The 12,944-nt window shown below is 65.0% G+C and carries 13 protein-coding genes and 1 riboswitch; of the genes, 8 read left to right on the top strand and 5 right to left on the bottom strand.

What is annotated here, in order from left to right:
* Positions 1 to 33 precede the first annotated feature (33 nt).
* From ACLI1C_RS05495 to gcvPB, 7 genes are all read left to right on the top strand, one after another.
* The gene (locus tag ACLI1C_RS05495; RefSeq protein WP_108462026.1) at positions 34 to 261 is read left to right on the top strand and encodes a F0F1 ATP synthase subunit C; all 228 of its coding nucleotides are present in this window, start codon (positions 34 to 36) and stop codon (positions 259 to 261) included.
* 95 nt (positions 262 to 356) lie between these two features.
* Entirely contained in the window at positions 357 to 995 is a 639-nt protein-coding gene (locus tag ACLI1C_RS05490) for a F0F1 ATP synthase subunit B (RefSeq protein ID WP_411398230.1), read from the top strand.
* Positions 996 to 1,000: 5 nt separating this feature from the next.
* Complete coding sequence (locus ACLI1C_RS05485; protein ID WP_411395858.1) at positions 1,001 to 1,486, top strand: ATP F0F1 synthase subunit B; 486 nt, start codon at positions 1,001 to 1,003, stop codon at positions 1,484 to 1,486.
* A gap of 102 nt (positions 1,487 to 1,588) precedes the next feature.
* Positions 1,589 to 1,676: riboswitch (glycine riboswitch) on the top strand.
* Between the two features lie 158 nt (positions 1,677 to 1,834).
* Positions 1,835 to 3,004: a glycine cleavage system aminomethyltransferase GcvT gene (gcvT, locus tag ACLI1C_RS05480; RefSeq protein ID WP_411395857.1), complete on the top strand. Its 1,170-nt coding sequence runs from the start codon at positions 1,835 to 1,837 to the stop codon at positions 3,002 to 3,004.
* Positions 3,005 to 3,014: 10 nt separating this feature from the next.
* Positions 3,015 to 3,380 carry a glycine cleavage system protein GcvH gene (gene gcvH / locus ACLI1C_RS05475; protein WP_411395856.1) on the top strand — a complete coding sequence of 122 codons (366 nt, stop codon included), beginning with the start codon at positions 3,015 to 3,017 and terminating at the stop codon, positions 3,378 to 3,380.
* An 8-nt stretch (positions 3,381 to 3,388) separates the two neighbouring features.
* Entirely contained in the window at positions 3,389 to 4,732 is a 1,344-nt protein-coding gene (gcvPA, locus tag ACLI1C_RS05470) for an aminomethyl-transferring glycine dehydrogenase subunit GcvPA (RefSeq protein WP_411395854.1), read from the top strand.
* Positions 4,729 to 6,276, top strand: a complete 1,548-nt coding sequence (gcvPB, locus tag ACLI1C_RS05465) for an aminomethyl-transferring glycine dehydrogenase subunit GcvPB (RefSeq protein ID WP_411395853.1) — start codon at positions 4,729 to 4,731, stop codon at positions 6,274 to 6,276. Before gcvPA ends, gcvPB begins: the two co-directional genes overlap by 4 nt.
* Positions 6,277 to 6,484: 208 nt before the next feature.
* On the opposite strand, the gene ACLI1C_RS05460 is transcribed toward gcvPB, so the two are convergent.
* From ACLI1C_RS05460 to ACLI1C_RS05450, 3 genes are all read right to left on the bottom strand, one after another.
* Positions 6,485 to 7,069 (bottom strand): hypothetical protein, encoded by a 585-nt coding sequence (locus ACLI1C_RS05460; protein ID WP_411395852.1) that lies wholly within the window; start codon positions 7,067 to 7,069, stop codon positions 6,485 to 6,487.
* Positions 7,070 to 7,092: 23 nt separating this feature from the next.
* Entirely contained in the window at positions 7,093 to 7,587 is a 495-nt protein-coding gene (locus tag ACLI1C_RS05455; protein ID WP_411395851.1) for a redoxin family protein, read from the bottom strand.
* A 122-nt stretch (positions 7,588 to 7,709) separates the two neighbouring features.
* A complete protein-coding gene (locus ACLI1C_RS05450) occupies positions 7,710 to 8,522 on the bottom strand; it encodes a protein-disulfide reductase DsbD domain-containing protein (RefSeq protein WP_411395850.1) in 813 nt (270 codons plus the stop codon).
* 128 nt (positions 8,523 to 8,650) lie between these two features.
* On the opposite strand from ACLI1C_RS05450, the gene ACLI1C_RS05445 reads away from it, so the two are divergent.
* Positions 8,651 to 9,226, top strand: coding sequence for a YqgE/AlgH family protein (locus ACLI1C_RS05445; protein WP_411395849.1), 576 nt, complete (start codon positions 8,651 to 8,653; stop codon positions 9,224 to 9,226).
* A gap of 47 nt (positions 9,227 to 9,273) precedes the next feature.
* Here the strand turns inward: ACLI1C_RS05445 and ACLI1C_RS05440 are convergent, their stop codons facing one another.
* Together ACLI1C_RS05440 and ACLI1C_RS05435 are read right to left on the bottom strand one after the other, a co-directional pair.
* A complete protein-coding gene (locus ACLI1C_RS05440; RefSeq protein WP_411395848.1) occupies positions 9,274 to 12,153 on the bottom strand; it encodes an EAL domain-containing protein in 2,880 nt (959 codons plus the stop codon).
* A 167-nt stretch (positions 12,154 to 12,320) separates the two neighbouring features.
* Positions 12,321 to 12,932: a GNAT family N-acetyltransferase gene (locus ACLI1C_RS05435; protein WP_411395847.1), complete on the bottom strand. Its 612-nt coding sequence runs from the start codon at positions 12,930 to 12,932 to the stop codon at positions 12,321 to 12,323.
* Positions 12,933 to 12,944: the final 12 nt, after the last annotated feature.

The following is a 12,944-nucleotide window of genomic DNA, read 5'->3' as shown; positions in this document are numbered from 1 at the left end:
CCCGCTTAAAAAGTCGCTTGAAAGGACTAAAAAATGGAAGCTGAAGCCGCAAAGTACATCGGTGCCGGTATTGCTTGTTTCGGTATGGCCGGCGCCGCCATTGGCGTGGCCAACATCTTCGGCAACTTCCTGTCGGGCGCCCTGCGCAACCCGTCGGCTGCTCCGAGCCAGTTCTCGAACCTGATCTTCGGCTTCGCCGTGACCGAAGCTCTGGGCATCTTCTCGTTCCTGGTTGCCCTGATCCTGCTGTTCGTCGTCTAAGACCAGCGTCGATCACGCTTTTCGCAGCCGGGCCTGGTCCGGCTGCGTGCACTTCTCCGGCTCCGGCCGGCTGACCGGATTTAACGGGACCTCACCTGATGGTAACGCAAGCCTACGCCCAAGAAGCGGTTGCACCGGCCGAAGAGCACGTCGAAGGCGCTGAAGGCGCCGTCGACGCGACCCACGCCGATCCCACCGCCGATACCCATGCCACGACCGAAGCCCATGGCGGCGAGCATGGTTCGGACGTGTTCCCGCCCTTCGATCCGGCGACGTTTCCCAGCCAGCTGCTGTGGCTGACCATTACATTCGCCGCGCTCTACCTGCTGATGAGCCGGGTTGCCCTGCCCCGCATCGGCGGCATCCTTGCCAACCGCAAGGCCATCATCGATGCCGATCTGGCAGCGGCCGATGCCTCGCGCCAGAAGACCGACGCCGCCATTGCCGCCTATGAATCGGCGCTGGCCGCGGCCAAGTCCAAGGCCCAGGGCATTGCCAATGAGAGCCGCGAAGCCATCCAGGCGGACCTCGCCGCCAAGCGCAGCGCCGTCGAGACCGATCTCGCCGCCAAGGTGACTGCTGCCGAAGCCCGCATCAATGTCACCAAGACCGAAGCACTGACCCATGTCGACGAGATCGCCACGACCACGGCGCAGACCGTCGTGACCCAGCTGGTCGGCGACGTATCGGCTGACAGCGTCCGCGCCGCGGTCGCCAAGGCGAGCAAGGAGTAAGCGACATGGAATGGCTCGATAACAGCTTCTACGCGCTTGTCGCCCTCGTCATCTTCCTGGCGCTGACGCTCTATTTCGGCATCCCCCGGATTGTCGGCAAGATGCTCGATGGCCAGATCAAGAAGATCGCCGACGACCTGGCCGAAGCCAAAAAGCTGCGCGAGGAAGCCGCCGCCCTGCTCGTTGAATATGAGCAGAAGCGCGTGGCCGCCGAAAGCGAAGCTGAAGGCATCATCGCCGCCGCCAAGGAAGAGGCTGCCCGCCTCACCGCCGAGGCCCAGGTGTCGCTTGCTGACCTGGTCACCCGCCGCACCAAGGCCGTGGAAGACAAGATCGCCCAGGCCGAGGCCCAGGCCGTCGCCGAAGTGCGCGCCCGCTCGGCCGATGTGGCCATCGAGGCGGCCCGACTGGTGCTGACCGACGAAATGAACCGCAAGGGCGGCCAGGTCGTCGACACCGCCATTGCCGATGTGGCCAACCGGCTGAACTAAGGTTCGTCGCAGAGAATTTGGAAGGGCGGGCAGTTATGCCCGCCCTTTTCGTTTGGCGCTACAATGGCCGGATTGACCTCCCGCGGAATCTCCACCATGGTGCCGGGGACTGCGGGAGAGACTGGATTTCTCCGGCGCCGAAGGAGCAACCGCCCCGGAAACTCTCAGGCCAAAGGACCGCCGTCAGGTCAACAACTCTGGAAAGCGGACCGGGTCATCCGGTCCCACCGAAGGAGCAACCAGCGCTCAGCTGGGAAATCTCTCAGGTGTCGAGGACAGAGGGGGCACGGATTTCGCCGCAGGGCGAAGCTAGTCGTGCCGCCTTGTTTCATTTTCCGGGAAGTGTTGATGGCCGAAACCTCAGCCGATAACCTCAAGACCACGCCGCTCTATGAGCGCCACGTCGCCGCCAATGGCCGCATGGTGCCCTTCGGCGGCTATAGCCTGCCGGTGCAATATCCGAGCGGCATCATGACCGAACACAAATGGACGCGCGAGCAGGCGGGCCTGTTCGACGTGAGCCATATGGGCCCGAGCTTCCTCACGCTCAGCAATCCCAGCGGCGATGCCGAGGCCGACCATGCCGCCGTGGCCGCATTGATCGAGCCACTGATCTGCGGCGACATTGCCGGCCTCAAGCCGGGCAATATCCGCTACACCCTGCTGCTGAATGACCAGGGTGGCACGATCGATGACCTGATGGTCGGCCGCTCGCCACTCTTCGGCGGGGCGCTCTATATCGTCGTCAATGCCGGCACCAAGGAGGGCGACTTCGCCCTCATAGAAGCGGCCGCCGGCGACAAGGCCAAGCTGATGCGGGCCGACGCCGACAATGCCCTGCTGGCCCTGCAGGGTCCCGAAGCTGTCAATGTCATTGCCCAGATCGCCCCGGGCGCAGTCGAGCTCAGCTTCATGCAATATGCCCCCTTCGAATGGGGCGGTGAGCGGCTGATCATCTCGCGCGCCGGCTATACCGGGGAAGATGGCTTTGAAATCCTCGTCTCGGCCGCCAATGCCCCCAAGCTTTGGGATGCGCTGCTCGCCGACGATCGAGTCAAGCCGATCGGGCTGGGCGCGCGCGACAGCCTGCGGCTTGAGGCCGGACTGCCGCTCTATGGCCATGACCTCAACGAGACCATCTCACCCACCGAAGCCGATCTCGGCTTTGCCGTTTCCAAGCGCCGCCGCGAGGCTGCCGATTTCCCCGGCGCCACGCGCATCCTCGCCGAGCGCGAGGGCAAGCTGTCCAGGATCCGCGTCGGCCTGATCGTCGAAGGCGCCCCGGCCCGCGAAGGCGCCGAAATTCTCGATGCCGCCGGCAATGCCATCGGCGTCGTCACCAGCGGCGGCTTCGCCCCGTCGCTGGGCAAGGCCATCGCCCTTGGTTTCGTGCCACCGGCCCATGCCACGCATGGCACCAAGCTGCAGGTGTCGGTCCGCGGCCGTGCCCAGCCGGCCGAGGTGGTTCCGACCCCCTTCGTGCCACATCGTTATTTCCGCAAGCCCAAAGCCAGTTGAGAGGCCAGCCATGACCACCAAGTTCACCCCTGACCACGAATATATCCGCGTCGAGGGTTCGACCGGCATTGTGGGGATCACGCCCTATGCGCAGGAAGCGCTCGGCGACATCGTCTTTGTCGAGCTGCCTGCCGTCGGCAAGGTGCTCAAGAAGGGCGACGAGGCCGCTGTCGTCGAAAGCGTCAAGGCCGCTTCGGAAATCTACGCCCCCGTCTCGGGCACCGTCACCGAAGTCAACGAAGAGCTCTCGGCCAATCCCGGCCTGATCAATGCCGATCCAGAGGCGACCGGCTGGATCTACAAGATCGCCATTGCCGATGCCGGCGAGATCGACGGCCTGCTCGATGACGCCGCCTATGCCGACCTGACGAAGTAAGAGGCCCCATGCGCTACCTCCCCCATTCCGAACACGAACGCGCCGAAATGCTCGGCGTTATCGGTGCGGCCAATATCGATGCCCTGTTCAGCGCCGTTCCAAAGCAGGCGCTGAAGACCTTTGATCTCGGCCTGCCCGCCCATAGCCCGGAATTTCTGGTCGAGGCCCATATGCGGGCGCTGGCCGGCAAGAACCATGCGGGAGCGGATGGTCCGTTCTTCGTCGGCGCCGGCGCCTATCGTCACCATGTGCCGGCCACGGTCGACCACCTCATCCAGCGCTCGGAATGGCTCACCGCCTATACGCCCTACCAGCCGGAAATCTCGCAGGGCACCCTGCAGATGCTGTTCGAATTCCAGACCCAGGTGGCCAAGCTCACCGGCATGGATGTGGCCAATGCGTCGCTCTATGACGGCTCGACGGGTACGGCCGAAGCAGTGCTGATGGCGCGGCGCCTCACCAAGCGCAACAAAATCGTGCTGTCGGGGGGGCTCCATCCGCATTACCGCGACGTGGTGAAGGCTTATCTCAAGGACGATGCCGATCTCGAATGCCTCTCGGCCTCGCCCGAGGGCCAGGGCGACATTCTCGACCATATCGACGAGACCACCGCCGCCATCGTGATCCAGACGCCGGACTTCTATGGCCATTTGCGCAATCTCAAGACCGCCGCCGACGCCGCCCATGCCAAGGGGGCGCTGCTGATCGTGGTCATCACCGAGGTGGTGTCACTCGGTCTCATCGAAGCGCCGGGCGCCTATGGCGCCGACATTGTCGTGGCCGAAGGCCAGTCTATCGGTAATGCGCTCAATTTCGGCGGCCCCTATCTGGGCCTGCTGGCCACGCGCAAGGAATTCATCCGCCAGATGCCTGGCCGCATCTGCGGCGAAACCGTCGATGCGGAAGGCCAGCGCGGCTTCGTGCTGACTCTCTCCACCCGCGAGCAGCATATCCGTCGTGAGAAGGCGACGAGCAATATCTGCACCAATTCGGGGCTCTGCGCCCTCGCCTTCTCGATCCATATGGGGCTGCTCGGCGAAGCCGGCTTCACCCGCCTCGCCCGCCTCAACCACGCCAATGCCTGCAAGCTGGCCGATGCGCTGGGGACCGTGACGGGCGTCGAAGTGCTCAACAAGACCTTCTTCAATGAGATGACCATCCGCACGGCGCAGCCCGCCGCCACGCTGATCGAGCGCCTGGCCCGGCGCGGCATTCTGGCTGGCGTGCCGGTCAGCCGGCTGGAGCCAAGCGATCCGAGCGTGGCCAACCTGATCGTGCTGGCCGCGACCGAACTCACCACCGACGCCGACATTGCCGCGCTCTGCGCCGCCCTTTCGGAGGAACTCGCATGAGCATGAACAATCAGGGCCGCCCCACCGGCACCGGCGCTTCGGGCTTCACCTCGACCTCCGGCTCGGCACTGCTGCCCAATGAACCGCTGCTGTTCGAAATCGGCGATACCGAGCATTCCGGCGTCGACCTGCCGGATGTGACCATCTCGGCCGGCCGCCTCGGCGGCTTCGAGCGCAAGATGCCGCTCGACCTGGCGGGGCTTACCGAGCCCGAGGCGATGCGCCACTATGTGCGCCTCAGCCGGCTCAACCACTCGATCGACTCCGGCATGTATCCGCTGGGCTCCTGCACGATGAAGCACAATCCGCGCCTCAACGAGAAGATGGCGCGCCTGCCCGGCTTTGCCGATATCCATCCGCTGCAGCCGGCCTCGACCGTGCAGGGCGCGCTGGAGCTGATGAACCAGCTCAGCCACTGGCTGATGACGCTAACCAACACAGCTGCCGTCGCGCTGACCCCCAAGGCCGGCGCGCATGGCGAACTGCTGGGCATGATGGCGATCAAGGCGGCGCAGGATGCGGCCGGACAGAGCCACCGCACCATCGTGCTGGTGCCCGAAAGCGCGCATGGTACCAATCCGGCTACTGCGGCCTTCCTCGGCTATTCCGTCAAGCCGATCCCGGCGCGGGACGATGGCACGGTGGATGTGCAGGCGGTCAAGGATGCGCTGTCGCCGGAAGTGGCGGCCATCATGCTGACCAATCCCAATACCTGCGGGCTGTTCGAACCACAGGTCATCGAGATCGCCGAAGCCGTGCATGCGGCCGGGGCCTTCTTCTACTGCGATGGCGCCAACTTCAACGCCATCATGGGTGTCGTCCGTCCGGGCGACCTTGGCATCGACGCCATGCATATCAACCTGCACAAGACCTTCTCGACGCCGCATGGCGGCGGCGGGCCTGGCGCAGGCCCGGTGGTTCTGTCGGAGGCCCTGGCGCCCTTCGCGCCGGTGCCTTTCGTGCGCAAGGGCAGCAATGGGCTGGAACTGGTCGAGCATACCGAGGGCGGAGCGCTTGGTCGCATCACCGCCTTCCAGGGCCAGATGGGCATGTATGTGCGCGCCCTGACCTACATGCTCAGCCATGGCGGCGACGGCCTTGCCCAGGCGGCGCAGGATGCCGTGCTCAACGCCAACTATATCAAGGCGCGCCTGCAGCACGTGTTCTCGGTGCCGTTCGGCGACTATCCGACCATGCATGAGGCGCTGTTCGACGACAGTTTCCTGGCTGGTACGGGCGTCACCACGCTCGATTTCGCCAAGGCGCTGATCGACGAGGGCTTCCACCCCATGACCATGTATTTCCCGCTGGTCGTGCATGGCGCCATGCTGATCGAGCCGACGGAAAGCGAGAGCAAGCAGACGCTGGACCACTTCTGCGATGTGATGGCGGAGCTGGCGACCGACGCCAAGGCGGGCAATACGACGCGCTTCACCGCCGCGCCGCTCAAGGCACCCCGCCGCCGGCTGGACGAGACGCGGGCGGCCCGCTCGCCGATCCTCAAGTGGGAACGCAAGGACGAGCTGCCGAAGGCAGCGGAGTAGTGTAGGCGTACTATCCGCAAACACTGAGGACCTCCCCCTTGACGGGGAGGCTGGGAGGGGGGGGCGACTGGCCCGGATATCTGCGCTAAACGCCCCCCCCTTGATCCCTCCCCGCAGGGGGAGGGCGTCGACTGAGATATCGGTGCGACAAACAGAAAGGCCCGCGGACTTATCCACGGGCCCTGATTGTCTGCGATACTGCCGAATTTCAGCCCCTGGTGTCGAAGCCGACCCAGATGGTGATCTCTTCGCCGCCCAGATAGGGAATGGCGACATTTTCGAGCACCTTGACGAATTCGGCCGAACGGGCCGGGGCGGCAATCGCAACCGGCAGGGTGTGCTTCTCGGAGAATACGGCCTGGCCATCGCGCTCGACGGCGAAGCGAATGGGGGCATTGACCGAAGACTGGCTTCCGGCAGGGCCGAGCAGGACGCGGCCCACCACGCCCATATTGACGGTGATCAGGCCATTGGAAACCACGCAATTGCGCGAGGTCTCGTCGATGACGCCCTGATACTGCAGCGAGCGGGCGTCGCCGGTGCGGCCGCCACCATAATAGAACATCGCCTCGCCGCCAGGCCGGACGCGGATGGGGGGGCATTCGGTGGCGATGGCGGGTAGCGCACTGGTCTGGGCTTGCGCCACCGCTGCGGGCGTCGCCGTCGCATTCTGCAGCTGCTGGTTCTGCGCGGCATTGCCGCTGCCGAACAGGCCGCCCATGGAACAGCCGGCCAGCAGTGTTGCGGTAGCGAAACCGGCCGACAGGCGCAGCAGGAAAGAGGCTTGGTTCATCGGGCGATCTCCTGACGCAAACACTAGCTGTAGGCGGCTTCGAGCGCCATCAATATGGCGGGCGCGCCGCTGGCATTGACGCCCGGCGCGTCTTCGACGAACACGGCATCGACAACGCCGTCGCGGATCAGCAGCGCCGAACGCACAAAGCGCATGCCCATGCCGAAGGCGGTCGAGTCCTTCATCAGCCCGAGCGCCTCGGCCAGTTCGGCATTGCCGTCGGAAATGAAATCGACCGTGCCGAGCGCGCCGGCGACTTCGCCCCAGGCCTTGACCACGTGATGGTCATTGACCGTGGCGCAGACGATACGATCGATGCCGGCAGCCTTCAGCTTGGCCGCATTGGCGACAAAGCCCGGCAGGTGGTTGACATGGCAGGTCGGCGTAAAGGCGCCGGGGACGGTGAAGAGCACGACGAGCCCCGTGCCGAGAATGGCATCGCTGGTCGTATCGGTAGCGCCATCGGCGGTGACAAGTTTTACGCCCACGGACGGGACCGGACTGCCGCGATCGATCATATGTGGATATGCCCCATGACTTGGCCACCAGGGCGGTGGCCATTCCTCAGTCTCAAGTGCATTCGGGATAAGCGGCTTTCACACCGTCGACAAGGCCTAATGGCCCTTTCCCCTCGCACCGTTCACCTGGCCGTCGGCACCCTGATGGTCCGTGTGACCTCGAAAGCTCCCATGCCTGTGAGGAATGTGAGCTGAACAGCCTGGTTTTCCAAGTCGATTTCGTCGCTTTTGCCCAGGATGGGGATGAGGACTAGGTTTGGTTCGGGGCTTTTTTGCGGCGCGCCGAACAGCGGCTCGCCGCTTGGCGTGGCGGCGATCAGCGAGGCGGGGTCGATCGCCGGATCGTTGACGCGGACGGCCAGCATGGCTGCGTCGCGCCGAAGTTCGACATTGCCGATGGGCTGGGGATCGCCGTCCCATTCGATCGGGGCCATGGCCAGCGCCTGGCGGATGCGCAAGCCATTGGGCCGGTCGGGTTCTGCGTCGTGCAGCGGCAACGAAAAATGCGCCTGGGCGGGCACGCAGATATCGGAGCAGACGCCCAGAATGGCGCCAAGTTCGAGCCGGGGCGCGCCGGGGGCCACTGTCACCTCGATGGGCAGGACGGTGGGGCCGAAATAGGCATAGTCGAGATAGTCGGCGGTCTCGTGCCGGGTCGGATAGGGCCAGAGCACCTGGTGGCCCAGCACGCCGGTGGAGCCGGCCAGATCAAGCTCGGTGGGCAGGCCGGTATCCCCCGGCACGCGCCAATAGGTCTTGCTGGTCTCGGGCATGTCGATTTCGAGACCGACAAGCGTGGTGCCGCTGGACTTGACCTGGCCGGTGCTGATCAGCCGCAGCTTCACGCCGGGCGCCACTTCCTGCCATGGCGTTTCATCCGCCGTGGCGGACGAGGCGAGCATGGCGATGGCGGCGACAAGGGACAGAAGGCGCATGGGATGGCATTAGCGCAGGATGGGGTTGAGAAATAGCTGACAGTCCATCATGCCTTCGTGAAGAGGTCTGATACATCACGAGACCTTGGTAACTTGGCATGGGCGGTGTCGGGACTTACATTAGCGCCATGAGCACACTGGAAGGACAATTCCTCGTCGCCATGCCCGACATGACCGACGAGCGCTTCGCGGAAAGCGTCATCCTGCTCGTTGGCCACGGCAGCGAGGGGGCGATGGGCCTTGTGGTCAACCACGAGCTTGCCAACCTGCGCTTTGCCGACATTCTGGACGAGCTCGACCTGGGCGATCCGGACGCGGTGATACGCCTGCCCGACAGCATTCGCCAGCGCGCCGTGATGCGCGGGGGACCTGTGGAGAAGGGGCGCGGCTTCGTGCTGCATTCTTCCGACTATCACAGCGGCCACACCTATCCGGTGACCGAGGGCATCTGCCTCACCGCCACACTCGACATCCTCAAGGCCATGGCGTTTGGTCCGGCACCGCGGGCCTCGCTGTTTGCGCTGGGCTGCTGCGGCTGGGCCGCCGGCCAGCTCGAAGGCGAGATCGGCGACAATGGCTGGCTGACCGCCCCATTCAGCCGCGAACTGCTGTTCGACACCCCGGTGAGCGACCGCTATGAAGCGGCGCTGGCGAGCCTGCATATCACCCGGGCGACGCTGAGCCCCGATGCCGGACACGCCTGAGACCCATTCTTCACACCCTCCCTTGGGGAGAGGTCAGAACGTTCCCGCTAGCGCGCCAGCTGAGCCGACAGTTTCTTGCCGAATTCCGGGCCGGTCATTGCCGCGCCGAAGGCGAAGCCCTGGGCATAGCGACAGTTGAGCTGGCGCAGGCGTTCGATCTCGTCCAGCGTCTCGACGCCCTCGGCGATGACCATCAGGTCGAGGTCGGTCGCCAGCTGCACCACGGCCTTGATGATCGGGCCCTGGGTATGGGCGATGCCGTTGGTCTCGCCCATCTTGATGAAGGGTTGCGGGATCTTGATGGTGTCGAAGGGGAAGCGGTGCAGGTAGCTCAGCGATGAGTGGCCGGTGCCGAAATCGTCGAGCGCCAGACCCAGGCCCAGATTGCGCAATGCCTGCAGCATATAGGCGGAATGCTCGGGATTGGTCATCACCTGGCTTTCAGTGATCTCGAGCTTGAGGCGACGCGCCAGTTCCTTGTCCTGGCTGACCAGGTTGCGCATGTCGTTGAGCAGGGTCTCGGTGGCCAGCTGGGTGGGCGAGAGATTGACCGAGATGAAGAAATCCTCGGGCAGGCCCAGCGTCGTCATCCAGTCCTTGGCCTGGGCGGCCGATTGCTCGAAGGCGAGACGCCCGAGTTTTTCGATCTGGCCCGAGCGCTCGGCGAGCGGCACGAATTCGTCCGGATTGACCACGCCGCGCGTCGGATGCGTCCAGCGCATCAGCGCTTCGGCGCCGACGATCTGGCCGCTCTGGATATCCATGACCGGCTGGAACTGCACATGCAGCTCGCCCTGCTTCATGCCGCGTTCGAGGTCTTCCTCGCTGGCGCGATTATAGGCGGCGATGGAGCGGGCGGAGGCGCGATAGGCCTCGATGCGGTCGCCGCCCAGGCGCTTGGCGTAATACATGGCCAGTTCGGCATCGCGCAGCACATCGGCGGCTGTGGCCGGGTTGCTGTCATAGATGGTGACGCCGATCGAGGCCGACAGGGTCAGGTCGCGGTCGCCGAAATTGAACGGGGCCTTGAGCGCCTTGCGGATCTGCTCGGCGGTCTCGGCGATCTTGCCGGCGGCCTGCTCGGACGCCAGGATGACGGCGAACTGGTCGCCGGTTACACGCGCCACGGTATCGAGCGGCCGCATGATGCGGGCGATGCGTCGAGAAATCGCGAGCAGGACCGAATCGGCAGCCGAATGGCCGATGCGTTCCTCAAGCTCCATGAAGCGGTCGATATCGATGAGGAACACGGCGGGCTTGGTACCGCCCGGCGTGCGCGCCCGTACCAGCGCGCGCTCCAGCCGGTCGAGGAACAGCATGCGGTTGGGCAGGCCCGTGAGGCTGTCATGCACGGCATCGTGCAGCAGGCGCTCGCGGGAGGCGCGGTCCTCGGTCACGTCCTGTAGGGTGCCGACGATGCGGTTGACCTGGCCATCGCCGCCCAGCACCGGCTTTACCCGCATGCGGAAGCTGCGATAGCTGCCGTCGTGGCCGGCAATGCGCATATCGGCGCTGACCTTGCCGCGGCGCAGCTCGACCAGCGTGTCGAAGGCGGTGCGGAAGCGGTCGCGGTCGTCGGGATGCACGCGATCGAGCCAGCGCTTGATGGCGCCGCGCAGGGCCCCGCGCTTCTCGCCCAGCCGCGTCGCCAGTTCGTCGCTGACCGACACGCGGTCGCGCTCGATATTCCAGTCGAAGACGAAGTCGCCCGAACCGGTCAGCGCCAGGGCGCGGCGTTCGACTTCCGACAGCGTGCCGATCGACACCTGCCCTTCGGAAAAGGCGTGCTGTACAGCGGTGAAGCCGAGCAACATGACGATGAGCACGAGGCCGCCCCCGACCGCCGGCTGCGCCACGTCGTTGGAGACCTGTCCGGAGAGGACGAGCCAGGCATAGAACAGCCAGGAAATCAGGATGATCCAGGTGGGCACCAGCAGCACGGCGCGGTCATAGCCGCGTAGCGCCAGCAGCAGGATCAGGAAGAAGCCCGAGACGCCGAGCAACGCCAGCACCAGCCGGGCGATGGTGGCGGCGATGGCTGGCTGGAAGAAGGCAAAGGCGAACAGCGCCAGGAACAAAGCCGCCAGGCCCAGCGCCAGATGGATGAAGCGCAGGTGCCAGCGGTGGAGATTGAGATAGATGAACAGGAACCCGGCCAGGGTCGTGGCGATGCCGGCCTCCGCTGCTGCCCGCAGCGGTTGCACGCCACCTGCCGGCAGGCCGAGCAGGCGCCCCAACACACCGAAATCGATGAGCAGATAGACCAGCACGGCCCAGGCAAAGGCGGCCGTCGCCGGGAAGACGCCGCGCCCCTTGACCACGAACATGATGGTCAGGAACACCGCCGCCAGCGAGGCTACACCCAGCACCACGCCCCGGAACAGGGTGAAGGAGTTGACGTAGTCGCGATAGGCATTGGGCTGCCATAGGTACAGCTCGGGCAGCTGTTCGCCCGTGAGTTCGGCAACAAAGGTCACCGTCGCGCCGGGGTCGAGCGTGACCTCGAACACATCGGCCTCGCTGTCGACGAGGCGGACCGGGCGGATGCCGGCGCTCGGCGTCAGCGCCTTGAGGCGATCATCGCCCAGATCGGGCTGGAAAATGCCGGAGCCCGGCAGGCGGAAGAAGGGCGCCACCAAGAGGCGCTCGATCTGCTGGTCGCTCTCGTTGCGCAGCGCGAAAAGGGCAAAGCTCGGATTGGTGCCCTGCTCGCTCGCCAGCACCTCAATGCGCCGGATGATGCCGTCCTCGCCCGGTGCGGTGGACAATTGCACGCGGCCATCCGTGCCGGGCTGAACCTCGATCACGTCGGACAGATTGACGGCATTGACGTCTTCGGGAACCGAGATGACTTCAAAAGCAGCGGCCGGAGCAAAGACGCCCAGCGCGAACGCAAGACACATCGCAAGTGCAAAGAGGTGACGCATCAGGGGCGATTATATCCTGCGGTAGGCTTCATTGTGGCAGCGCTTCAGCAAGGTCGCATAAAGCGACGACGCGCTGAGACGGCATCCTCTTGGCGGGAGCGCCCTTTGGTAGCGGGGATTGCCCCCTGCCACAAGCTTGCGGGGCTGTTGCCAATTGGCAACAATGGTCACGCGTGGCGCCGGTTGAAGCGGCTGATCTCGTAGCGTTCCTTGGTCAGGCCGAACAGCACGTGGTCTTCCCAGCGGCCATTGATCTGCAGATATTTCTCGGCAAAGCCTTCTTCGACAAAGCCATTCTTCTCCAGCACCCGGCGCGACGCGGTGTTGCCGGGCAGGAAGGCGGCATGGATGCGGTGCAGGTCCAGCGTGTCGAAGACGAATGGCAGGGTGGTCGCCACCGCCTCGGTCATCAGCCCCTGGCCGGCAAAGGGCTGGCCCATCCAATAGCCCAGATTGACGAATTGCGCGGCGCGGCGACGCACATTGGACAGGGTGATGCCACCAACTAGGGCTTCATCCCGACCCGTCGTCAGGAAGATGAAAAAGGAATAGTCCGTCCCTTCCTCCGCCTCCTCGCGTGCGCGCCTGACGCGCTGCGCAAAGACGCGGCGACCGAGGTCGGCCTCGGTCCAGCGGGGTTCGAAGGGCCTGAGGAAATCCCGGCTGGAATGGCGCAGTGCATACCAGTCCTCATAGTCTGCCATCAGCGGCAGGCGCAGCAGCAGGCGCTGCCCGCGCAGGGCAATCAGGGGAGCGGGGGATGACCAGGGCCAGAGCATGGCGTGTCGGCG

It is taken from the genome of Devosia sp. XGJD_8 (assembly GCF_046614475.1).
Lineage (GTDB): Bacteria > Pseudomonadota > Alphaproteobacteria > Rhizobiales > Devosiaceae > Devosia.
This window is presented reverse-complemented; position numbering and strand designations above follow the sequence as displayed.